Below are 22,370 nucleotides of genomic sequence, written 5' to 3'. Positions count from 1 at the left end.
ATCGCGGCGTCCCTTGGGCGGAAGGCGTGGTTTGGCTTGACCTGCGCGGGCAAACCGGCAAGCTTTTCCGAAATGCTCCGGATGACGCGGGATGTCGGCGGGGCGGGAAGGTTCCGCAGTGGCTTCTTTGCTGGCATTCATCCAGATCGGCGGCGCGGTGGCGCTGTTGCTGTTCGGCCTTGGCCTGGTGCGCGATGGCGCCACCAAGGCATTCGGCCTGCGTCTCAAGACGGCGATCGGGCTGGGGACGCGGACCGGGGGGCGGGCTTTTCTGTCGGGGCTGGTGGCGACGCTTGGGTTGCAAAGTTCGACCGCCACCGCCTTGCTGACCGCATCCTTCGTCGATCGCGGCATGATCCGTGGACGCATGGCCCAGATCGTCCTTTTGGGGGCGAATGTCGGGACGGCGCTGACGGCGCTGATCGTGTCGGCGGGGATCGAGGCGATCAGCCCCTTCCTGCTGCTTCTGGGCTATGTGATGTCGCGGCGCGACAATGCCACATGGGCGGGGACGGGCAGGGCGCTGATCGGGATCGCGTTGATGCTGGTCTCGCTGTCGCTTCTGGGCGCGGCCACGCAGCCTTTGCGCGCGGCCCCCGCGATGGCCGGTTTCATCGTTCTGCTGGACCAGGCCTGGCCCGTCGCATTGCTGTTCGCGACCGGATTGGCGCTGATGTGTTCGTCATCGCTGGCCGCCGTCCTGCTGGTCCTGTCGCTGGACCTGCCGCCGGGGCTGGCGGTGGTGATGGTGCTGGGGGCCAATATCGGCGGGGCCATTCCGCCCGTGCTGGCCACGCTGCAGTCCAAGGCCGCCACGCGGCGCCTGACGGTGGGCAACCTGGCGGTCCGGGCGGGCGGGGCGTTGCTGGCCTTGCCATTCGCGGGTCTGGCGGGGCAGGCGCTGATGGACATGCCCTATGCCGGGCTGGCGGTCATGGCGCATCTGGGGTTCAACCTGCTGCTGGCGGCGCTGGTCTGGCCCCTGGCACGCCCCCTGACACGGTCCCTGCGCCGCCTGCTGCCCGACCAGGAACAGCAGGGCGACGACGCGCCCCAATGGCTGGAGGAGACCGCGCTGGAAACCCCGCAGATGGCCTTGGCCGGGGCCAGCCGCCAGGCGCTGGACATCGGCGACGTCATCGAACGGATGCTGGATCAGACCCGCGTCGCCTTTCGCAAGAGCGATGACGCCCCGCTGGAGGAGGTGGTGGCGCTGGAACAGCGCGTCGATCTGCGACAGCAGCAGGTCAAGACCTATCTGTCGCGTCTGGGGCGGGGCGCGACCGAGGCCGAACGCCGGCACACGATCAACATCCTGGATTACGTCATCAACCTGGAACATGTGGGCGACATCATCGACCGCGGGCTGGCCGTGCAGGTCCGCAAGAAGATCGGCCTGCAACTGCGTTTTTCCGACGAGGGCTACAAGGAACTGGACACCATGTTCCTGCAGACCTTCGAGGTGCTGCGGCTGGCCCAGACCGTCTTCATGACGCGCGACAGCGAACTGGCGCGCCGCCTGATGGAGCTGAAGGTCGAGATCAGGAACCTGGAGCGCCAATCCTCGCAGCGCCACCTGATCCGCCTGCGCGAGGGGGTCGAGGAAACGCGCGAGACGTCATCGGTCCATCTGGACATCCTGCGCGACCTCAAGCGCATCAACGCACATTTCATCTCGGTCGCGCATCCGATCCTGGACGAGGAAGGGCTGCTGTTCGAAAGCCGCCTGCGCGGCAGCTAGCAGCCCCGTTCCGGTCGGGCGGGCTCAGGCCCAGATCTGCGACAGCGCCGCGATGGGGTCGTCCTGGGTCCAGATTTCCGGGCCAAGCGCGATGAAGTCGCTGATGGGCGACAGCTGCGCGATCAGGTCGCGGGTGATGGCGCCTTCGGCCACGACGGGAACCTCGATCATCTCGGACCACCACTGGAACAATTCCAGGTCCACGACCTCGTTCTTGTAGAGCGCGGAATCGCCCACCGGACCGAAGGACACGTAATCGGCCCCGGCTTCGGCGGCGTTCATGCCCTCGTGGCGCGAGGCGCCGCAGAAGGCGCCGACGATGGCATCATCGCCCAGTTCCTTGCGGGCATAGCGCACGCTGCGCGCCCCGTCGTTCAGGTGCACCCCGTCCAGCCCGTGGCGCAGGGCCAGCTTGACATGGTCGTCGATCACCACGGCCACGTCGCGGGCATGGGCGATCTCGCGCGCCATGTCGGCAAGGCGGCCCAGCTCGTCCTCCTCTCCGCCGCTGCGGATGCGCAGGCAGGAGGGCGCGAAACGGTCCATCACCTCGGCCAGCATGGGGCCAAGGGCATGGGCCTGCGCGCCGGCAGGGGTCATCAGATACAGTTGCGAGGCATCGGTCATGGCGTGTCTCCTTTGTGTCGCAGATAGCGCAGCTTGCCGCGCGCCGCCAGACGGACTATCTGCCTGACCATGCAAATCGAACGTCATCCCGTCATTATTCTGGTTCGCCCGCAAATGGGTGAAAATATCGGCGCAGCCGCGCGTGCCATGCTGAATTTCGGCTTTACCGAGATGCGCCTGGTCGAACCGCGCGACGGTTGGCCCAATCCCAAGGCCGTCGCGATGGCCTCGGGGGCAGCGGCGCGGGTGCTGGACCAGGCCAAGGTCTATCCGACGCTGGCGCAGGCGATGGAGGGCATCGATTACGCCTATGCCACCACCGCGCGCGGGCGCGAACTGACCAAGCCCGTCCACACGCCCGCCACCGCGATGGAACAGGCGCGCAGCCATCCGGGCCGCAGCGCCATCATTTTTGGCCCCGAGCGCACGGGTCTGGAAAACGACGACATCGCCCGGGCGAACGCCATCGTGACGGTGCCGGTCAACCCGGAATTCCCGTCGCTGAACCTGGCGCAGGCGGTGCTGCTGATGGGCTATGAATACGGGCGCGACATCCTGCCGCCCGAACCCCATCCCCACCTGCGGCGCAGCGACGCACAGGACATGGCCGACCGGATCGAGATCGAGCGTCTGGGCGACCATTATGACGAACAGCTGTCCGAGGCCGGGTTCTTCTTTCCCGAAACCAAGGCCGCATCCATGCGCCTGAACATGCGCAACATGTGGTCGCGGCTGAACCTGACGCGTGGCGACGTGCGGATGCTGCACGGCGTGCTGCGCCAATTGACCCGCCGATAGGCGCCCCCTAACCTCTGCCCGACGCAAAGGAGCAAGCGATGGCCAAGCGCCCCGTCTTCCAGGAAGTCTCGGAACCGACCGCCCGCCGTCCCGTCCAGACCACCGGCATGATCGATGCCCGTCCCAAGGGCGCGCGCCGCGCCATCCGGCTGTGGCTGATGGTGCTGTTCGCGATGGTCCTGGCCATGATCGCGCTGGGCGGCGCGACCCGCCTGACCGGTTCCGGCCTCTCGATCACCGAATGGGCGCCCGTCACCGGCACCCTTCCGCCCCTGAACCATGCCGATTGGCAGTCCGAGTTCGAGGCCTACAAGCAGATCCCCCAATATACCGAAGTCAACGCCGGCATGTCGCTGAGCGAGTTCCAGTACATCTATCTGTGGGAATGGTCGCACCGCCTGCTGGGCCGCCTGATCGGGCTGGTCTGGGCCGTGGGCTTCCTGTTCTTCTGGGCGACGGGCCGCATCCCCGCGGGCTGGAAATCGCGCCTGCTGGCGGTCGGTGCGCTTGGCGGTCTGCAGGGTGCCATCGGCTGGTGGATGGTCAGTTCCGGCCTGGTCGAGGGGATGACCCGCGTGGCCTCCTATCGCCTGGCCACCCATCTGGGCATCGCCTTCGTCATCCTGGGCCTGATCGCGTGGTATGCCCTGCAACTGTCACGATCCGAGGCCGAGCTGATCCGCGCCCGCCGCGCGGGCGAGGCCAAGCTGTTCGGCATGTCCACGGGCCTGCTGCACCTGACCTTCCTGCAGATCCTGATCGGGGCGCTGGTCGCGGGGATCGATGCGGGCCGCACCTATACCGGCTGGCCGACCATGGGCGGGGAATGGATCCCCTCGGCCATCTGGGACGGCACGCTGGGGTGGCGCAACTTCTTCGAGAACCCCGCGCTGGTGCAGTTCATCCACCGCATGACCGGCTATCTGGTCGCCATCTTCGCGGTCGTCGTCTGGATGCGGTCGCGCAAATCGCCCCACAAGGTCACGCGCGGCGCCTTTACCGTGATGATCGTGGCGGTGGCCGCGCAGGTGGCCCTGGGCATCATGAACGTCATCCATGCCTCGCCGCTGGACCTGGCGCTGTCGCATCAGGTCGGGGCGGTGGTGCTGTTCTCGCTGATCCTTCGGGCGCGTCACCACGCCCGCTATCCGATTGAAACATCCATCAGGGGGACCCTGCGATGAGCGCGCTTGACGATCTGATTGCCTTCCAGCGCCAGACCGAGGCGCTGTCCTCGGTCGCGGAACGACTGGGCTGGGACCAGGAAACCGTGATGCCCCGCGGCGCCACCGAACAGCGCGCCGAGGAGATGGGCGCCATGGAGGAGGTGCTGCACGAACGCCGCACCGATCCGCGCATCGGCGAATGGCTGGACGCGGCCGAACCCGTGACCCCGTCCGACCAGCGCGCCATCGACCTGATCGCCCGCGATTACGCGCGCACCAACCGCATTCCGGCGCGGCTGGCATCCGAACTGGCGCGGCTGACATCCCTGGCGCAGGGCATCTGGGCCGAGGCACGGGCCAAGGACGCCCCCGCCGATTTCCTGCCGACGCTGGACCAGGTCCTGATGCTGAAGCGCGAGGAAGCCGCCGCGCTGGCCGATGGCGGTGATCTCTATGATGCCCTGCTGGAGGATTACGAACCCGGCATGACCGGCGCCCGCCTGGCCAGCCTGTTCGACCAGATGCGCCCGCGCCTTGTCGCCTTGCGCGACGACGTGCTGGGGGCCGAACGCCAGCCGCAGGCGCTGGCGGGACATTTCCCCCAAGAAACTCAGATGCGGCTGGCGCGCAGCTGTGCCAGCGCCTTCGGCTATGACTGGTCGCGGGGGCGGATGGATCTGGCGGTCCATCCCTTCAGCAGCGGCCGCTGGCAAGACAGCCGCATCACCACGCGCGTCGTGGAAACGGACCCGTTCAACTGCCTCTATTCCACGATCCACGAGGTCGGGCATTCCAGCTATGAACAGGGGATCGACCCCGATTACGCCTTCACGCCCCTGGGGCGCGGCGTGTCGATGGGCGTACACGAAAGCCAAAGCCGCATCTATGAAAACCAGATGGGGCGGGGCAGGGCCTTCACCGGCTGGCTGTTCGACCGGATGTCGCATGCCTTTGACGGGCTGAACATCGCCGATGCGGATGCCTTCCATGCCACCGTGAACCGCGTCACCCCAGGTTTCATCCGCACCGAAGCCGACGAGGTCCAGTACAACCTGCACGTCATGCTGCGCTTTGACCTGGAACGCGACTTGATCTCGGGACGGCTGGACACCGAGGACCTGGTCGAGGCGTGGAACAGCCGCTTCCTGCGCGATTTCGGCGTGGCGGTGGACCGGCCTGCCAATGGTGTCCTGCAGGATGTCCATTGGGCGGTGGGCCTGTTCGGCTATTTCCCGACCTATGCCTTGGGCAATGTCTATGCGGGCTGCCTGAACCAGGCGATGCGGCAGGACGTGCCCGATCTGGATGCGGGCCTGTCGCAGGGCGACGCCTCGCAAGGCACCGAATGGCTGCGCGAGAACGTCCAGCGTCATGGCGGCCTGCTGCCGCCCGCGCAGCTGATCGAGGAGGCCGCGCGCCAGCCGATCAGCCCCGAACCGCTGCTGAGCTATCTGGAAGACAAGTTCCAGGGCATCTACGGCTTGTGAAAAAGGGGGGCGATCTGCCCCCCTTTCTTATTCCGCGGCCCGTGCTGCCATCGGGTTGTTCGGATGCGTGGTCCAGTTGGCGTATTCGCCGCGCGGGATGCCGGTGCGTTTGTCCATCTCTCCGATGTCCAGTTCGCGCATGGTGATGCAATCCTCGACGGGGCAGACATCGACGCACAGGTTGCAGGCGACGCATTCCTCCTCGATCACCTCGAAGACGCGACCGGGTTTCATGGCGATGGCCTGGTGGCTGGTATCCTCGCAGGCGGCATAGCAGCGGCCGCAGCTGATGCAGGCGTCCTGGTCGATCACCGCCTTGGTGACATAGTTCAGGTTCAGGTGCTGCCAGTCGGTGACATTGGGCGTCGCCCGCCCGATCAGGTCCGACATTTCCATGTCATGGCTGTCCAGATAATCGTGCAGCCCGCTGATCATCTCCTGCACGACCTTGAAGCCATAGGTCATCGCCGCCGTGCAGACCTGCACGTTGCCCGCCCCAAGCGCCATGAATTCCGCCGCGTCGCGCCAGGTGGTGACGCCGCCGATGCCGCTGATGGGAATGCCGGCGGTGGCGGGGTTGCGCGCGATCTCGGCCACCATGTTCAGCGCGATGGGTTTCACCGCCGGGCCGCAATAGCCGCCATGGCTGCCCTTGCCGTCGATGGTGGGCTGGGGCGCGAACAGGTCCAGATCGACCGAGGTGATCGAGTTGATCGTGTTGATCAGGCTGACCGCATCCGCGCCACCGCGTTTCGCGGCCTCGGCGGGCTTGGTCACGTCGGTGATGTTCGGGGTCAGCTTGACGATGCAGGGCATGCGGCTGTGCTTTTTCACCCACCGCGTGACCATTTCGATATATTCGGGCACCTGGCCCACGGCGGCGCCCATGCCGCGTTCGGCCATGCCGTGCGGACAGCCGAAGTTCAGCTCGACCCCGTCGGCGCCGGTATCCTCGATCCGGGTCAGGATGTCGCGCCAGCTGTCCTCGTCGCAGGGCACCATCAGGCTGATGATCAGCGCGCGGTCGGGATAGTCGCGCTTGACCGACTTGATCTCGCGCAGGTTCACCTCCAGCGGGCGATCGGTGATCAGCTCGATGTTGTTGATGCCCAGAACACGGCGGTCGGCGCCGTGGATCACGCCGTATCGTGGGCCGTTGACGTTGACGACGGGCGGGCCTTCGGACCCCAACGTCTTCCACACGACGCCGCCCCAGCCTGCCTGGAAGGCGCGGCGGACGTTGTATTCCTTGTCGGTCGGCGGCGCCGAGGCCAGCCAGAACGGGTTCGGGGATTTGATCCCGATGAAGTTGCTGCGCAGATCTGCCATGTTCAGCGTCCTTTTTCATGCGCGAATGGGAAGGGCCTCAGCCCGGGATGCTGACGGGGCGACCGGTCAGGTGGGCGTCGATGTCTTCGGCGGCGTCGCGGCCCTGGGCCACGGCGGTCACCGTCAGATCATCGCCACCCGCCGTGCAGTCGCCGCCCGCCCAGACACCGCCGATGCTGGTGCGACCGGGGCCGGTGACGGCGATCTTGCCGCCCTCCAGCATGATCGTCTCGGGCGTGCCGTCCAGGGTCTGGCCGATGGCGCGAAAGACTTGGTCGGCCTTCAGGCGGAAGCGGTCCTCGGTCAGGGTCAGCCCGTCCGGGCCGCTGGCGGTATAGCAGAACTCGATCTCGGCGACGGCGCCGTTGCCGTGGATGGCAAGGGGGGCGGCGTTGCAGATCAGGCGCACGCCGGATGCGGTGGCGTGGTCCTGTTCGTGGCGGCTGGCGCCCATGCGGTCCTGGCCGCGGCGATAGACGATGGTGACGTTTTCCGCCCCCAGCAGCTTTGCCTGAACAGCCGCATCGACCGCGGTCATGCCGCCGCCGATCACCACCACGTCGCGCCCGACAGGCAGGGTGGCCAGATCGCTGGCCTGCCGCAGGTCGCGGATGAAGCTGACCGCGTCGGTGACATGCTGGCGATCCTCGCCCGTGGCGCGCAGGGCGTTGACGCCGCCCAGGCCCATGCCCAGAAAAACCGCGTCATAATCGGCCTGCAGGGTTTCCAGCGTGATCTGTCGGCCAAGCGCGTGGTCGTTCATGATGGTGATGCCGCCGATGCCCAGCAGCCAGTCGACCTCGGCCTGGGCGAAGCCGTCCACGGCCTTGTAGCTGGCGATGCCGTATTCGTTGAGCCCCCCGGGCTTGGGGCGGGCCTCGAAGATGGTGACGTCATGGCCCTTGGCGGCCAGGCGATGCGCGGCCGACAGGCCCGCGGGTCCGGCACCCACCACGGCGACACGCTTGCCGGTGGCGTCGGCGCGGGTGAAGGGGTGATTTTCCTGCGCCATCAGCCCATCGGTGGCATAGCGCTGCAGCGCGCCGATCTGGACGGGCTTGCCTTCGGCGGTTTCCCGGACGCAGGCGCCTTCGCACAGGTTTTCCGTGGGACAGACGCGGGCGCACATGCCGCCAAGGATGTTGGCGTGAAAGATGGTCATGGCGGCGGCATCGGGCGTGCCCGTCGCGATCTGCCGGATGAACAGCGGAATGTCGATCAAGGTCGGGCAGGCCGTGATGCAGGGCGCGTCATGGCAGAAATAGCATCGATCGGCGGCGACATGCGCCTCGTGCCGGTCCAAGGGGGGCGCGACATCGACGAAATTCGCGGCCATCTGTTCGGGGGTCAGTCGACCCGGTACGACACCGGGCGACAGTCTTGCTTGGGACATTTTCGTCTCCTGGCTCACCTGTTGGTCAAATCAGGCTGGCACAGGTCCGATTTTTTATCAAATGGTAAAATTATGCCGCACAGGCTTTGCAAATATTTCAGGCAGGCAGGTCCACGATGGCGGCAAGCCCGCCCAGTTCCGACCGTTCCAGACGCAGTTCGCCCCCATGCAGCGTCGCCAGATCGGCGACGATGGCCAGCCCCAGCCCCGCGCCCGACGGCCCCTGTTCGTCCAGCCGACCGCCGCGCGCCAGCGCCTTGGGCGCCTGGTCGGGGGCGAGGCCAGGGCCGTCATCTGCGATCGTCAGGCGCAGGATGGGGCCCATCACGACGCTGATCCGCATCCGGCTGCGCCCCCATTTGACGGCGTTTTCGCACAGATTGCCGATCATCTCCTCCAGGTCCTGCCGTTCGGCGGGAAAGGTGGCGTCGGGCGGGCAGTCGATGCGGGCGGTGATGCCCTTGTCCAGCATCGGCCAGCGCAGGACCAGCAGGATGTCCTCGATCACCGGCGCGATGGGCGTCTGCTGGCCCAGAACGCGGCCGCCCTGCTGACGCGCGCGGCGCAGGTGCCAGCCGATCAGCCGGTCCATCCGCGCGATCAGCGCCTGGCCCGCATGATCCGCAGGCAGGTCGTTCGACAGCGCCGCCAGAGGCGTCTTCAGCGAATGGGCCAGGTTGCCCAGATGCTGTCGGGACCGGGACAGCAGGACGGCGTTCTGGTCCAAGGCGGCGTTGATCTCGGACGCCAAGGGGCGCAGTTCGGTGACGTCGGGCATGGCCAGGCGCGGCGCGTCGCCTGCCCGCACGCGGGCCAGATCGACGCGCAGGCGCGCCAGGCTTTTCAGCCCCGCCGTCACCTGGATCAGGCTGGCCGCCGCCAGCCCCAGCCCCAGAACTGCCAGCGCGGCGGCCAGGGGACGGATGATGTGACGCAGGCTGTCGCGGATCTGCGCCATCGGCGCGGTGACGGTGATGGCGATGGGCGCGTCGCTGTCGGGGATCGTCACCTGTCGGCGCAGGATGCGCAGGCCCGCGCCGTCGGCGTCGCGCCCCGCACCCCCGGTGAAGTCGCCCGCAGGCCCCGACAGCCGGCCGTCCAGCAGCGAATCCGACCGCTCGACCAGCGCATCGCCCGCCTCGACCTGCCAGTACCAGCCCGAGAGCGGCAGCCGGAAGCGCGCATCCACGGGGGTATCGTCCAGGCCGACGCGTCCATCCTCGACCTCCAGCTCTCCGATCAGGCTGTCGGCGATGGCGGCGGCCTCGGCATCGAAGCGGTCAGTGACGAAATCATGCAACAGCGACGATATCAGCAGGAACGCCCCCAACAGCGCCACGCCCAGCCATGCCGCCGCCAGCGCCAGCAGGCGTCCCCGGATCGACTGCATCATGCAGCGGTCCGCAGGACATAGCCTTCGCCCCGCCGGGTCTGGATGATGCCGTCGCCGACCTTTCGGCGCAGGCGGCCGATGACCACCTCGATGGATTTGAAATCGCGGTCGGTCTCGGCCTCGTAGAGATGATCCGAGAGTTCGGTGCGGCTGACGATGCGGTCGTGGTGGTGGATCAGATAGGTCAGGATGCGCGCCTCGAAGGCGGTCAGCTTCAGGGGCGATCCGTCATGGGTGATGACGCCCAGCTGGCTGTCCAGCCGCAGCTTGCCCGCCTGGATGATGGGCCGCGCATGGCCCGCCGCGCGACGGATCAGGGCCTGCGCGCGCAGCACGACCTCCTCGAGGCGGAAGGGTTTGACGGCATAGTCGTCGGCACCGGCGCGAAAGCCTGCCACCTTGTCGGTCCAGTCGCCGCGCGCGGTCAGGATCAGGACCGGCATCGCCACCCCCTGGTCGCGCCAGCGCGTCAGGACGTCGATCCCCGACAGGGTGGGCAGGCCCAGATCCAGGATGGCCACGTCATAGGTTTCGGTCGCGCCCAGGAATTCACCCTGTTCGCCGTCATGCGCCATGTCGGTGACAAAGCCCGCGGCGATCATCGCCTGGGACAGCTGTTCGGCCAGCGTCGGATCATCCTCGACGATCAAAGCGCGCATGGGGTCGTCCTCATCGTTTCGCGGCAGGGCGCCTTGCCTGCAATTGACCGTGGCCCGCCACGTCCAGAAAGCGCCCGTGGCGGGCATCCAGCCGGATGTCCAGCAGGTCGCGCGCCTCGGTCAGCAGGCGCACCTGATAGACCAGCTCTATGCCCCGGTCCTGTTCATGGGGGAAGGGCGGGACCAGTTCGACGGCGATCGGTCGCCCGACATAGCGCCCTGTCACCACCCGCACCACCTGCCGGGGGGGAAGGGGTCGGAAGTCGGCCTTCGGCGGGGATGCCCAAAGCGGATGCATGTCATCCGCGACCCCGGGCCGGGGCAGGGCCGTCGCCGGCAACAGGGTCAGAATCACAAGGGTCAGGGCACGGATCATCGGGGGATTATGACGGTGGAAAGAGAAATGGAAACCAAATGGCGCGTTGGCGTTTCATTCGGCAACCCCCTGCTAGACGTGATTCGTCCAAGGCCGGAACAGCCGGTCGCAAGAAGACGATAGGAGACTGACATGACGCTGAGCAAACTCGCATCCTCGGCCGCGCTGATCGCACTGGTCGCAGGCGCGCCCATGCTGACCATGGTGTCCGCAGCCCAGGCACAGGACACGCCGGCCGCCGAACAGATGCCCGACCTGCTGCAGGGCCTGGACCTGCAGGACCTGGAAACCGACATGGGCCGCGACGGCCGGACGCGCTATGAGGGCGAGATGGCCGACGGCACCGAGATCGAGGCGCTGTTCGACCGCGATGGCACGCTGATGATGTTCGAAGCCGATGACGGGGTCGTTCCCGCCACCGTGCTGGACGCTGCCGTCCCCGCCGAGATCCGCAATGCCGAAGCCTTCGACCTGCTGACCCGGATCGAGGATCTGCACAGCCGCGGCGACATGCTGGGCCTGAAGGGCGAAGACAAGGACGGCGAAGAACTGCATCTGATGTTCGACCTGACGGGCAAGCTGACCGGCATCGCCACCGACGACACCGCCGTCCCGCAGGACATCGTCGCGACGCTGCTGCCGCAGACCGTGCGTGATTCCGACATCGCCGCCCAGTTCGCCGTCATCGATCACGTCATGTCGGACAGCGACCGCGTGATGATCGGCGGCGAGGATGCAGATGGCGAGGATCTGCGCGCGCAGTTCGACATGGACGGCAACCTGCTGCGCTTTGGCCGGGGGGACGATGACCGCGGCGATCACCGGATGCATGGCGACCGCATGGGCCGCGGTGGGCATGGCGGTCCCGGCGAACATGGCGGCCCCGAAAAGCATGGCGAAAAGCATGGCGGCAAGCATGAGGGCAAGCACGGCGACCACGCCCGCGGCCCCCGTCACGACGATCGCGGCATGATGAAGGGCGACGAAGCCCCGATGGATATGGATGCCGTCACGACCAGCCTGACCGAGGCCGGCTATACCGATCTTGGCAAATTCCGCCGCAAGGGTCCGGGTGCCGCCGTTTCGGCCACCAATCCCGACGGCGAGGAGGTCATGCTGCAGCTGAGCCCCGAGGGCGAGGTCATGCGCGAAACCGCGCGCTGATCGCCGATACCCGTGGCCATGGGCCGTCCCCGGCGGGGGCGGCCCTTTGTCGACGGCCTGCCTTCAGGTGTTGTCCAGGACCAGATCGGCCGGACGGCTTTCGGCGCAGACAAGCCGCATGTTCGGCAGGTCGTTCGCCTCGACCTTGGTCAGGGCCACCTCGGGCGGCAGGTCCTTCCAGCGGGCCAGCAGGCGGTCGCGCAGGATCTGATGGGGGACCTGCAGAAAGACCGTCAGCACGAAATGCCGCGACAGATCGCGCCAGCCCGGACGATCCAGCAGCAGATAGTTGCCCTCGACCACGATCAGCCGGGCTGCGGCGTCGATCTGACGCGCCCCCGCGCGCGAGATTTCAAGGGCGCGGTCGAAGACCGGCACCAGCACCGGCCGCCCGTCATCGGCCGCCAGCCTGTCCAGCATGACCGAAAATCCGTCCAGATCGAAGGTATGGGGCGCCCCCTTGCGCGCCAGGTCGCCCCGCGCCGCCAACAGCCCGTCATCCAGGTGATACCCGTCCATCGTCAGGATCGCGGCCCGCCCCGGCGCCTGTTCGGCCAAACCTGCCGCCAAGGCATCCGAGACATGGCTTTTGCCCGCCCCCGGAGGCCCGACCAGTGCCACAAGCTGGCGTCGGTCGGACCGGGCCAGTACGGCAAGTCGGTCCAGCAGGTCGGGCAGGGTGATGGTCTGGGTCATGGCGCGGCCTTGTTCTTGGCCTTCAAATGTTCCACGCGCCGCCCCCTGTGACAAGACCGGGGCTTGCCCCCGCCCGCCCGCCGCACAAAGATGGCCCGCGCATGCAAGGGGGGGGATCATGGGGCAGGCCGCAACTCGGCTGGGGCGGCGCAGGCTTGCGGCGCTGGGGCTGGCGCTGATCCTGGCCTGGGCGTTGCTGGTGCAGGGCGGCAGCTGGCTGGCCGGTCAGCACATCAAGGCCACCATCCCGCAGGGCGAGAACATCCTGAGGCTGGCGGTGTCTGGCCTGCGCGGCGAACTGGCCCGCCACGAACGCCTGCCCGACCTGCTGGCGCGCGCGCCGGTCCTGTCGAACGCCCTGCATCCCGATGCCGCCCCCGCCGAGGTTGCGGCGGCGAACCTCTATCTGCGCCATGTCACGCGGCTGATGGGGCTGTCGGATGCCTATGTCATGGACGCGCAGGGCATGACGGTGGCGGCCAGCAATTTCGACCGCGACCTGAGTTTCGTCGGCCAGAGTTTCGCCTATCGCCCCTATTTCACGCAGGCGCTGGCGGGCGGGCGCGGTCAGTTCTTTGCGCTTGGCACGACATCGGGCAAGCGCGGCTATTACTTTGCGGCGCCGGTGCGCGACCGCGGGCGCATCCTGGGCGTGCTGGCGCTGAAGGTCGATGTCGATGCCATCGAGGACAGCTGGCGCGCCGCCGAATACGAGATGATCGTGACCGACAGCGAAGGCATCGTCTTTCTGGCCAGCCGACGCGACTGGCAGTTCCGGTCGCTGGGGGCGTTGGGGGCGCAGGCCCGCGCGCGGATCGCCGCTACCCGGCGCTATGACGACGAGCCGCTGGACATGCTGCCACTGGCCCGGACCGGCCGGGTCAGCGGGCACCAGATGCTGCGGCTGGAGGCGGGCGATGACCGGCGCGAATTCGTGTCCGTGTCGGAAACCATGCCCGAGGCGGGCTGGACGGTGCAGGTCCTGCTGGACACGGCCCCCGCCCGCAGGCAGGCACTGCAGGGGGCCGTGGCGGCGTTGTTGATCGTGGGGGCGGTGCTGGCGGGGGTGATCGCCTGGGTGCAGCGCCGCGCCCGCCTGCGCGAACGCCTGTCGATCCAGGCCGAGGCGCAGGCGCAACTGGAAGGGCGCGTCAAGGCCCGCACCCGCGAATTGGCCCAGCTGAACGACCGCCTGAGCGCCGAGATCACCGAACGGCGCGCCACCGAGGATGAGCTGCGCCGCACCCAACGCCACCTGGTGCAATCGGCCAAGCTGGCAGCCCTTGGGCAGATGTCGGCGGCCCTGTCGCATGAACTGAACCAGCCCTTGGGGGCAGTGCGCAATTTCGCCGCCAATGCCGTGACCTATCTGGACCGCGACCGGCCCCAGGACACGCGCGCCAACCTGGCCCGCATCCTGTCCCTGACCGACCGCATGACGGAAATCGGCCGCACCCTGCGCAATTTCGCCCGCAAGCCCAACGCCCAGCTGCGCCCCGTGGATCTGCACGATGTCATGCGCGACGCGTTGGAGGTGATCGCCTGGCGCATCGGCAAGCGGCAGGTGGCGCTGAACCTGGACCTGCCGCCGCAGCCGCTTTGCGTCATGGCGGGGCCGGTGCGGTTCCAACAGGTGATCGTGAACCTGCTGTCGAATGCGCTGGACGCGCTGGACGACCGGCCCGATGCGCGCATCGACATCACGGCGCGCGCGGGCGAAGGGCGGGTCAGCGTCACCGTCCGCGACAACGGCCCCGGTGTTCCCGAAGGGCTGGACGACCGCGTCTTCGACCCGTTCTTTTCCACCAAGGGCGTCGGCAGCGGGCTGGGCCTGGGGTTGTCGATCTCGTTCAACATCATCAAGGATTTTGGGGGTGAATTGCGGCTGGTGCGTGACGGGCAGGGGGCCTGTTTCGTGATCGACCTGCCCGCCCTGGAACAGGAGGAGCCATGAGCGCGGGTCGCATTCTGCTGATCGACGACGAGGCCGAGATGCGCCTGTCCACCGCCCAGGCCCTGGACCTGGAGGGGTTCCAGGTCGAGGACGTGGCCGATGCCCAATCCGCGCTGGACCGGGTGGGTTTCGGGTTCGCCGGGGTGGTCATCACCGACATCCGCATGCCGGGCATGGACGGCATGACGCTGATGCGCCGCATCCGCGACATTGATGCCGACATCCCCGTGATTTTGGTGACGGGGCATGGCGACATCCAGTTGGCGGTCAGGGCGATGCGGGAAGGGGCCTATGACTTTGTCGAAAAGCCCTTTGACGGTCAGCAGCTGGCGGAAATTGCCGCCCGCGCCATGGGCTATCGCCGGGTGGTGCTGGAAAACCGCGTGTTGCGGGCGGCGGCGGGGCAGGTGGACGACCTGGAAACGCGGCTGGTGGGGCGGTCGAACGTGATGATCGACCTGCGCCGCCGGTTGCGCACCATCGGTCCGACCGAGGCCGACGTGCTGATCGAGGGCGAGACCGGCACCGGCAAGGAGGTCGTCGCCCGCGCCTTGCATGACCTGTCGCCCCGCGCGGGCAAGCCCTTCATCGCCATCGACTGTGCCTCGCTGCCGGCCTCGCTGATCGAGAGCGAGCTGTTCGGCCATGAGGCGGGCGCCTTTCCCGGCGCGTTGCGCCCGCGATACGGCAAGTTCGAACATGCCCGCGGCGGCACCATCCTGCTGGACGAGATCGGGTCGATGCCCTTGGACGTGCAGGGCAAGCTGCTGCGGGTGGTGCAGGATCGCGTGATCTCTCCCCTTGGTGCCAACGAGGACCGGGTGCTGGACGTGCGCTTCATCGCGACGTCGCGCCAGCCCCTGGCCGACGAGGTCGCGCGGGGCCGCTTTCGCGCCGACCTGCTTTATCGCCTGAACGTGGTGACGCTGAACGTGCCGCCCCTGTCGGCACGGCGCGAGGATATCCAGCTGCTGTTCATCAAGCTGGTGCAGGAAGCCGCCGCCCGCCACCGCCGCCCCGCCGTGGCCGTCCCCCCGAACCTGCTGGCCGAGATCGTCGAGCGTCCCTGGCCCGGCAATGTCCGCGAATTGCGCAACGCCGCCGACCGGCACGCGCTTGGCATTGCCCTGCAACCCGCCGAGGATCGCAGCCCCGACCAGATGCGGCTGGCCCACCGGGTCGCGATGTTCGAACGCGACGTGATCGTGGCGACGCTGGCGGCGCATGGGGGGCGGCTGAAGCCGGTCTATGAATCCTTGGGGCTGTCGCGCAAATCGCTGTACGAAAAAATGCAGAAATACCGGATCGACAAGACCCATTATGTCGATGGCGATGCGTGACGTGGGGGGAAATCCACCCATCGCGCGGGCGTGATGTTACCGTTTCCACCCATCGCGCCCCCGGATGCGGTGTTTTATCCCGCGCCGGATGCATGGCGGCATTGCGCGAAGGGCATGGCGCCCGTTAGCTGTTCGCACGTCTTATGGGCCGGTCATCCGGCCATTCGCCAAGAATCTGGGAGGATTTCGATGCGTTTCCTGACAGCTGCCGCCCTTGCGGCCACCACTGCCCTGACCCTGCAGCCCGCCTTCGCGCAAGAGGACCGTGCCGACTGGCCCTCCAGCCTGACGATCGGCACGGCCAGCCAGGGCGGCACTTATTTCATCTATGGCACCGGTCTGGCCGGCATGATCACCCAGAAGCTGGGCGTCAACGCCTCGGCCGAGGTGACGGGCGGTCCGGTCCAGAACGCGACGCTGGTGGAAACCGGCGACCACCAGGTCGGCCTGGTCACCATGGGCCCCGCATACGAGGCCTGGTCGGGCAACAGCGAACTGGCGCCGGGCGTCGAGCATTCGTCGATGCGCGCACTGTTCCCGATGTACCAGACCCCGTTCGAGGCGGTGGCGCTGAAATCCTCGGGCGTGGCCGATGTCGCGGACATGGATGGCAAGCGCGTTTCGGTCGGCCCCGCAGGCGGCACCGCGGCGACCTATTGGCCGCGCTTCTTCGAGGTGCTGGGCGTGGAACCCACCATCAGCTTCTCGGGCGCGAATGACGCGACGGGCCAGGTCAAGGACGGCCTGATCGACGCCTTCGCCTTTGCCGCGGGCGTTCCGATCTCCGCCTTTGCCCAGATCGCCGCGGAAAACGAGGTCAACATCTTCGGCTTCACCGATGAACAGCGCGGCAAGATCCTGGAGGCGATGCCCGAAGTCGCCGCTTTCGAGGTCGATGGCGGCATGTACCAGGGCTTCCCCGAAGGTCACGGCACCGTCGCGATGTGGAACTTTGCCATCGCCCATGCCGACATGCCCGAGAGCCTGGCCTATGAAATCACCAAGCTGGTGATGGAGGACAACGCGGCGATGATGCAGATCCACGCCACCTCGGCCGAGACGCTGCCGGAAAATGCCGACAAGAACACCTTCCTGCCGTTCCACCCCGGCGCCGTGAAGTATTTCGACGAAAAGGGGATCGAGATCCCCGACGACCTGCGCGGCTGATGCCCGCCGCCCCGACGCCCGCAGGTGGCGTCGGGGCACCTTTCCATTTCCCCCATTCCGGACCGGCCGCGGGGCTTGATCTCGCCGTCCGCCGGACCCGAGGTTCCCCATGTCCGCACCTGATGCCCATATGGCGCAGAACGGCCCCGTCATCGCGCAAGGCGTCGATGATGAACCGATGGCCCCCAACCAACGCGACGCCCGCGCCCGTGCGGGCCTGATCATCGCCGTTCTCTGCGCCGCCTATACCGTCTTTCACCTGGCCGTCATGGTCGTCTATCCGCTCGAGACATGGGCCTATCGCATGATCCATGTCTGCGGCGGCCTGGTCATCGGCTTTCTGACCTATTCCGCCCTGACGCAGACCGACGAAACCGCGCCCACCGCCAAGCGTGGCCCGGTCGAACTGGCGTTGCTTGGCGTCGGTGCCATGGGCATCGGATACGGCTTTGTCATCATCGCCTATGCCTGGCTGGCATGGTGGGTGGCCGGCGTCGCCCGTCCCCCGGCATTCGGTTTCGCCACCTATGGCCTACCGCTGGCGATCGGCACGGTCGCCGCCATCGTCGCGGGCTGGCGCTTTTCGTCGCGCGATCGGGCGCGCATCTATGCGGGCGACCTGCTGCTGTGCTTCGCCTCGGTCGCGGTCCTGGGCTATATCCTGTTCGTCGTCGGCGCCCTGCGGATGCGGGCGGGCACGGGCATGGCGCAGCCGGGCGATCTGTGGGCGGCCGTCACGGGCGTGATGCTGATCCTGGAACTGACGCGCCGCCTGACGGGGCTGGCGCTGGTGGCCATCGTCGGCGTCTTCATCGCCTACAGCTTCCTGGGGCCCTGGCTGCCCGGTTTCCTGAACCATCGCGGCTATACCGCGACGCGGTTCTTCACCTATATCTTTACCGACCAGGGCGTGCTGGGCGACCCGATCGCGGTCAGTTCGACCTATATCATCCTGTTCATCGTCTTCGCGGCCTTCCTGCAGGCATCGCGCGTGGGCGATTATTTCGTGAACTTCGCCTTTGCCTGCGCGGGCCAGGCACGCGGCGGTCCGGCCAAGGTCGCCGTTTTTGCATCGGGCCTGATGGGCATGATCAACGGCACCTCGGCGGGCAACGTCGTGTCGACCGGATCGCTGACCATCCCGCTGATGAAGAAGGTCGGCTATTCCCCCAAATCCTCGGCCGCGATCGAGGCGACGGCATCCTCGGGCGGGCAGATCCTGCCGCCGATCATGGGCGCGGGCGCCTTCATCATGGCCGAGGTCACGGGCATTCCCTATACCGACATCGTCATCGCCGCGATCATCCCTGCGCTGCTCTATTTCGTGTCGGTCTATTTCATGGTCGATCTTCAGGCGCTCAAGCTGGACATGAAGGGCCTGCCGCGGTCGGAACTGCCGCGTTTCGGTGACCTGATCAAGCAGGTTTACCTGTTTTTGCCGATCATCATCCTGATCTATACCTTGTTTGCGGGCTATTCGGTGATCCGGGCGGGCGCGATGGGCATGGCCGCGGCCGCGATGGTCAGTTGGCTGACGCCCCACAAGATGGGTCCCCGCCAGATCTTCAAGGCGCTGGACATGGGCGCCAAGATGTCGATCCAGATGGTGGCCGTCTGTGCCGCCGCTGGTGTGATCGTTGGCGTCATCGCGCTGACCGGGGTGGGGGCGCGCTTTTCGGCGCTGCTGCTGACGATCGCGGATCAGAACCAGCTGCTGGCGATGTTCTTTGCGATGTGCATCTCGATCATCCTGGGGATGGGCATGCCCACGACGGCGGCCTATGCGGTGGCGGCTGCGGTCGTGGCGCCGGGCCTGATCCAGCTGGGCGTGCCGGTGCTGGTCGCGCATTTCTTCGTCTTCTACTATGCCGTCATGTCGGCCATCACGCCGCCCGTCGCGCTGGCCGCCTATGCGGGGGCGGGGCTTGCGGGGTCGGACCCGATGAAGACCTCGGTCGAGGCGTTCAAGCTGGGCCTTGCCGCCTTCATCGTCCCCTTCATGTTCTTCGGGTCGCACGAGCTCTTGATGCAGGGCGAGACGCTGGACATCGTCCACGCCACCATGACCGCGCTTCTGGGGATGTTCCTGCTGTCGGCGGGGGTCATCGGCTATTTCTTCGGCCATGCCGCCGGATGGATGCGGATCGTGCTGATCGGGGCGGCTCTGTCGATGATCGCCGTCGGATGGGTCAGCGACGTGGCCGGACTGGCCGTCGCGGTCGCGCTGTTCCTGTGGCAGCGCAAGATGGTGACGCCATCCGCCCTGGCCAAGGGCCGCGTGGACTGACCGGATCGGATAACGTTTGACATGATGAAAGGCGGGCCGGGAAACCGGCCCGCCTTTCATCATGTCAGAAACAAAAAAAGCCGCGGAAATCCGCAGCTTGGGTCAGATCAGTTTTGTGGGGAAAACTGGTGCTGTGAGAGAGGATTAAACTCGGTAATTTCGGTTTCATTTATCTGTTTTTATTGGATTATTTTTCTTTCAAGTCAAGCTTTGTATACCACCTCCGTGTCAGCCACTAGGCTCGACTTGCTTCCTGAGCAGTACGTCCGGCGGGCCGCTGGTTCATCATCAATGCCAGATGCGCTGGGCAGCCAACGGAGATTGAGGTGGCGCTCATAGGCCCCGCCGTGGACAAGGAGTACGTCTCCTTCAAGGTTTTACGCAGAGGGAACTTCGGAGGTGCAATGAAGTGCTTGCGAACGGGATGCTAATTTGGTTGCAATGTTTAGAGCGTCTTAGCGGCAAGGTATAGGATGTCTCTCTAATGCCCACTAAATTTCGGCCTAGAAAGGAATTTCGAGATAACGTTCGAGCCCAACTTCGCTCAGAGTGGCTTCTAGACGCGTAAATGATATAGCGCTGGAATCCCTGAAGCACTTGATGAGGTTATCAAGTTCACCGCTGGCAACGAGAAATTGATTCTCATTTATAGCAGTTAATAAGCGAACTATTTGCGATTCCGTAAGGTCACTTTGGTAAATTAATATATTACGAATTGATTTATTTGCTGATTCGATATCTTTTGAATATAGAGACAATTCGATCAACCTATCCATAACTTCCGTGCGTAGCCAAATAAAGTAAGCTTTATCTAGCTCGTCTAAGCTCATCCTTGCTAGCCGGGTGGCGGCTGCTTCTTTCAAGGGAGAAAAGGCTAGTAGTTCGTTCAGGTCGTCAACGTGAATCGGCGGGAGGTTCTTGACATATCGACACAGTCTATCGCGCTGGGCGAAGTCAAGGGCGTGCCACGAGTTCTGAACTTTACAAATTGGATGGAACGCATGGTGCAGATCAGAGTCTAGGATGTTTTCTATTTGCTTCGATAAATGACTGTGCATGGCATTCGTAAACTCCTCAAAGTGCATCGCATGGATTGCGTTGAGGCAATTTATTGTCTTTATTTTGTGGAGATAATCTGTTCGCTCCTTAAACATCTCCTTCAACAGGACCGTGGCCAGATTTCTCGGTAGGGACGGACGCGCTTTCTTTAAGGGACCATGCTGTAAAATTTTAAGAGTTTCATCGTAACCTGTAGGAAAATAATCCGACCTTATCTGCGCATAGAGACGGTCAAGCGCAAACTTCCCTTGCGCAGGTTCATGCATCAGAAGGTGATTTACGGCAGAATGAATGTGAAGCCTGGCTAGCTCAGCAGGCGGTGAATACTTTTCGCCCTCCGAATTGAGCGATGGATGTGCGCACCTGTTCCTATCATGCTGAAGCCGAAGTAGATCTACTTTTTCTACTGATGAAATCATCTCCATTTTGAAAGCTATTTCGATTATGTCTTTTTCAAACTTTAAACCGCGTAGCAGTTCTCCTGTTCTGTTGATTTCATCAAGATCGCGTGTGCGCCGCTCGGCTTCGCTATCACCGGCTAGAGAAAGTTCGCGGAGCTTTCCAATTAGGTCGAAGCAGACGGCGATCCATGTCGCAACAATGGCTGATCTGTATGATCCTGCTCTGTAGTTCCCAACAGCTTCGCTAATGTAGTCACGAGCTTTTTGGTCTCTGCATTTCAAAATCATTTCGTCCAGATCTTCAATTCCACTCATACTATTCCTTTTGCGCGGGGGCTTAAGAGTTTTCAAGAGCCACTGTCGCCACCTTCGAGTATAACGACAGGAATTGTAGGCTGTTAAGTACAAAGCGGCTTCATGAATTGTTAGCTTCGGTCTTCGTGCAGTCTCGAACCCTTCGGCTACGAAGTCCTACGGTTGGAGCTGGTGGTTGGGGTAGTTCGTGCCGATGAACGTGTCGATGAACGTGCTGTTGTAGTGACGGCAGGCGGCAACCCGTCAATCGCCCACTGGCGATGCTCTTTAGCGAGGAGTTGCGGCTCTTGGCCTGCCCCTATCGGGTGGTCCGGTTTCAATCTTAGTGCATTACGTGTCTTGTCGCTACAGCTGGGGTGGCCGGCGAAGCGGCTCCGGATGGCGAAGCCGGCCACTGGATGGCCTCGGGAGCTGGCGGGCGATACCCCAGTGATGAGTGCGGGCGCTTGGTGTTGTAGTGGCGGCGCCAGCTCTCGATGATAATCTTCGCCTCAGCGAGGCTGTAGAATATCTCCCCGTTCAGCAGTTCGTCGCGGAGCTTGGAGTTGAAGCTCTCACAGTAACCGTTCTCCCAGGGGGACCCCGGCTCGATGTAGGCGGTCTGTGCGCCGACGGCGACGATCCATTCCCTCACCGCCTTGGCGATGAACTCCGGGCCATTGTCGGACCGTATATGATCCGGCACGCCGCGCAGGATGAAGAGATCGGACAAGACGTCGATGACGTCGGTCGATCGGAGCCTCCGGTCGACCCGGATTGCCAGGCACTCCCGGCTGAACTCGTCGATGAGATTGAGCATGCGGAACTTCCTTCCATCGNATGACGTCGGTCGATCGGAGCCTCCGGTCGACCCGGATTGCCAGGCACTCCCGGCTGAACTCGTCGATGAGATTGAGCATGCGGAACTTCCTTCCATCGCGGGTCCGGGCTTCGACGAAGTCGTAGGACCAGACATGGTTCGAACGCTCTGGCCGCAGACGGATGCATGACCCGTCGTTCAGCCAGAGCCGACCCTTCT

17 protein-coding genes and 2 pseudogenes are annotated in these 22,370 nt (G+C 65.2%); 9 read left to right on the top strand and 10 right to left on the bottom strand.

Annotation, left to right across the window (positions count from 1 at the left end):
- Positions 1-118 precede the first annotated feature (118 nt).
- Complete coding sequence (locus IE00_RS00460) at positions 119-1,741, top strand: Na/Pi cotransporter family protein (protein WP_072295606.1); 1,623 nt, start codon at positions 119-121, stop codon at positions 1,739-1,741.
- A gap of 24 nt (positions 1,742-1,765) precedes the next feature.
- On the opposite strand, the gene IE00_RS00455 is transcribed toward IE00_RS00460, so the two are convergent.
- Entirely contained in the window at positions 1,766-2,368 is a 603-nt protein-coding gene (locus IE00_RS00455; RefSeq protein ID WP_072295106.1) for a thiamine phosphate synthase, read from the bottom strand.
- Between the two features lie 69 nt (positions 2,369-2,437).
- On the opposite strand from IE00_RS00455, the gene IE00_RS00450 reads away from it, so the two are divergent.
- The 3 genes from IE00_RS00450 to IE00_RS00440 are packed head-to-tail and all read left to right on the top strand — an operon-like array spanning position 2,438 to position 5,819.
- On the top strand, positions 2,438-3,166 hold the full coding sequence (locus IE00_RS00450) for an RNA methyltransferase (RefSeq protein WP_072295105.1): 729 nt from the start codon (positions 2,438-2,440) through the stop codon (positions 3,164-3,166).
- Between the two features lie 38 nt (positions 3,167-3,204).
- Positions 3,205-4,350 carry a heme A synthase gene (ctaA, locus tag IE00_RS00445; RefSeq protein ID WP_072295104.1) on the top strand — a complete coding sequence of 382 codons (1,146 nt, stop codon included), beginning with the start codon at positions 3,205-3,207 and terminating at the stop codon, positions 4,348-4,350.
- Positions 4,347-5,819 carry a carboxypeptidase M32 gene (locus IE00_RS00440; RefSeq protein WP_072295103.1) on the top strand — a complete coding sequence of 491 codons (1,473 nt, stop codon included), beginning with the start codon at positions 4,347-4,349 and terminating at the stop codon, positions 5,817-5,819. The genes ctaA and IE00_RS00440 overlap by 4 nt, the downstream gene beginning before the upstream one ends.
- Before the next feature lie 27 nt (positions 5,820-5,846).
- Here IE00_RS00440 and preA read toward each other — a convergent pair whose 3' ends face one another.
- The 5 genes from preA to IE00_RS00415 all read right to left on the bottom strand — a co-directional run bounded on the left by preA (position 5,847) and on the right by IE00_RS00415 (position 10,969).
- Positions 5,847-7,148 (bottom strand): NAD-dependent dihydropyrimidine dehydrogenase subunit PreA, encoded by a 1,302-nt coding sequence (gene preA / locus IE00_RS00435; protein ID WP_072295102.1) that lies wholly within the window; start codon positions 7,146-7,148, stop codon positions 5,847-5,849.
- A 37-nt stretch (positions 7,149-7,185) separates the two neighbouring features.
- Positions 7,186-8,541, bottom strand: coding sequence for an NAD(P)-dependent oxidoreductase (locus IE00_RS00430; RefSeq protein ID WP_072295101.1), 1,356 nt, complete (start codon positions 8,539-8,541; stop codon positions 7,186-7,188).
- A 97-nt stretch (positions 8,542-8,638) separates the two neighbouring features.
- The gene (locus IE00_RS00425) at positions 8,639-9,934 is read right to left on the bottom strand and encodes a sensor histidine kinase (protein WP_072295100.1); all 1,296 of its coding nucleotides are present in this window, start codon (positions 9,932-9,934) and stop codon (positions 8,639-8,641) included.
- Positions 9,931-10,593: a response regulator transcription factor gene (locus tag IE00_RS00420; protein ID WP_072295099.1), complete on the bottom strand. Its 663-nt coding sequence runs from the start codon at positions 10,591-10,593 to the stop codon at positions 9,931-9,933. The genes IE00_RS00425 and IE00_RS00420 overlap by 4 nt, the downstream gene beginning before the upstream one ends.
- A gap of 10 nt (positions 10,594-10,603) precedes the next feature.
- Positions 10,604-10,969 (bottom strand): PepSY domain-containing protein, encoded by a 366-nt coding sequence (locus tag IE00_RS00415; protein ID WP_072295098.1) that lies wholly within the window; start codon positions 10,967-10,969, stop codon positions 10,604-10,606.
- Positions 10,970-11,101: 132 nt separating this feature from the next.
- On the opposite strand from IE00_RS00415, the gene IE00_RS00410 reads away from it, so the two are divergent.
- Positions 11,102-12,133, top strand: a complete 1,032-nt coding sequence (locus tag IE00_RS00410; RefSeq protein ID WP_072295097.1) for a hypothetical protein — start codon at positions 11,102-11,104, stop codon at positions 12,131-12,133.
- Positions 12,134-12,196: 63 nt separating this feature from the next.
- On the opposite strand, the gene IE00_RS00405 is transcribed toward IE00_RS00410, so the two are convergent.
- Entirely contained in the window at positions 12,197-12,829 is a 633-nt protein-coding gene (locus IE00_RS00405; protein ID WP_072295096.1) for a nucleoside/nucleotide kinase family protein, read from the bottom strand.
- A 118-nt stretch (positions 12,830-12,947) separates the two neighbouring features.
- Here IE00_RS00405 and IE00_RS00400 point away from each other — a divergent pair, with 118 nt between their 5' ends.
- From IE00_RS00400 to IE00_RS00385, 4 genes are all read left to right on the top strand, one after another.
- Entirely contained in the window at positions 12,948-14,783 is a 1,836-nt protein-coding gene (locus IE00_RS00400; protein WP_072295095.1) for an ATP-binding protein, read from the top strand.
- Positions 14,780-16,123, top strand: coding sequence for a sigma-54 dependent transcriptional regulator (locus IE00_RS00395; protein ID WP_072295094.1), 1,344 nt, complete (start codon positions 14,780-14,782; stop codon positions 16,121-16,123). Before IE00_RS00400 ends, IE00_RS00395 begins: the two co-directional genes overlap by 4 nt.
- Before the next feature lie 189 nt (positions 16,124-16,312).
- Positions 16,313-17,290: a TAXI family TRAP transporter solute-binding subunit gene (locus IE00_RS00390; RefSeq protein ID WP_072295093.1), complete on the top strand. Its 978-nt coding sequence runs from the start codon at positions 16,313-16,315 to the stop codon at positions 17,288-17,290.
- A gap of 109 nt (positions 17,291-17,399) precedes the next feature.
- Positions 17,400-19,577 carry a TRAP transporter permease gene (locus IE00_RS00385; protein ID WP_072295092.1) on the top strand — a complete coding sequence of 726 codons (2,178 nt, stop codon included), beginning with the start codon at positions 17,400-17,402 and terminating at the stop codon, positions 19,575-19,577.
- A gap of 503 nt (positions 19,578-20,080) precedes the next feature.
- On the opposite strand, the gene IE00_RS19630 is transcribed toward IE00_RS00385, so the two are convergent.
- The 3 genes and pseudogenes from IE00_RS19630 to IE00_RS20485 form a co-directional block, all read right to left on the bottom strand.
- Positions 20,081-21,352, bottom strand: coding sequence for a hypothetical protein (locus IE00_RS19630; RefSeq protein WP_072295091.1), 1,272 nt, complete (start codon positions 21,350-21,352; stop codon positions 20,081-20,083).
- 322 nt (positions 21,353-21,674) lie between these two features.
- A pseudogene (locus tag IE00_RS00375) lies at positions 21,675-22,170 on the bottom strand (integrase core domain-containing protein); the annotation flags it as partial.
- A gap of 1 nt (position 22,171) precedes the next feature.
- Positions 22,172-22,370, bottom strand: a pseudogene (locus IE00_RS20485) (DDE-type integrase/transposase/recombinase); the annotation flags it as partial.

This window comes from Paracoccus sp. SM22M-07 (genome assembly GCF_001887735.1).
In the GTDB taxonomy this organism is placed as follows: Bacteria; Pseudomonadota; Alphaproteobacteria; order Rhodobacterales; family Rhodobacteraceae; genus Paracoccus.
This window is presented reverse-complemented; position numbering and strand designations above follow the sequence as displayed.

Coding starts and splice junctions, on each gene's coding strand:
- IE00_RS00430 (WP_072295101.1), bottom strand. CDS start 8,541: ATGTCCCAAGCAAGACTGTCGCCCGGTGTCGTACCGGGTCGACTGACC.
- ctaA (WP_072295104.1), top strand. CDS start 3,205: ATGGCCAAGCGCCCCGTCTTCCAGGAAGTCTCGGAACCGACCGCCCGC.
- IE00_RS00415 (WP_072295098.1), bottom strand. CDS start 10,969: ATGATCCGTGCCCTGACCCTTGTGATTCTGACCCTGTTGCCGGCGACG.
- preA (WP_072295102.1), bottom strand. CDS start 7,148: ATGGCAGATCTGCGCAGCAACTTCATCGGGATCAAATCCCCGAACCCG.
- IE00_RS00440 (WP_072295103.1), top strand. CDS start 4,347: ATGAGCGCGCTTGACGATCTGATTGCCTTCCAGCGCCAGACCGAGGCG.
- IE00_RS00425 (WP_072295100.1), bottom strand. CDS start 9,934: ATGATGCAGTCGATCCGGGGACGCCTGCTGGCGCTGGCGGCGGCATGG.
- IE00_RS00450 (WP_072295105.1), top strand. CDS start 2,438: ATGCAAATCGAACGTCATCCCGTCATTATTCTGGTTCGCCCGCAAATG.
- IE00_RS00390 (WP_072295093.1), top strand. CDS start 16,313: ATGCGTTTCCTGACAGCTGCCGCCCTTGCGGCCACCACTGCCCTGACC.
- IE00_RS00410 (WP_072295097.1), top strand. CDS start 11,102: ATGACGCTGAGCAAACTCGCATCCTCGGCCGCGCTGATCGCACTGGTC.
- IE00_RS00385 (WP_072295092.1), top strand. CDS start 17,400: ATGTCCGCACCTGATGCCCATATGGCGCAGAACGGCCCCGTCATCGCG.
- IE00_RS19630 (WP_072295091.1), bottom strand. CDS start 21,352: ATGAGTGGAATTGAAGATCTGGACGAAATGATTTTGAAATGCAGAGAC.
- IE00_RS00400 (WP_072295095.1), top strand. CDS start 12,948: ATGGGGCAGGCCGCAACTCGGCTGGGGCGGCGCAGGCTTGCGGCGCTG.
- IE00_RS00395 (WP_072295094.1), top strand. CDS start 14,780: ATGAGCGCGGGTCGCATTCTGCTGATCGACGACGAGGCCGAGATGCGC.
- IE00_RS00405 (WP_072295096.1), bottom strand. CDS start 12,829: ATGACCCAGACCATCACCCTGCCCGACCTGCTGGACCGACTTGCCGTA.
- IE00_RS00455 (WP_072295106.1), bottom strand. CDS start 2,368: ATGACCGATGCCTCGCAACTGTATCTGATGACCCCTGCCGGCGCGCAG.
- IE00_RS00420 (WP_072295099.1), bottom strand. CDS start 10,593: ATGCGCGCTTTGATCGTCGAGGATGATCCGACGCTGGCCGAACAGCTG.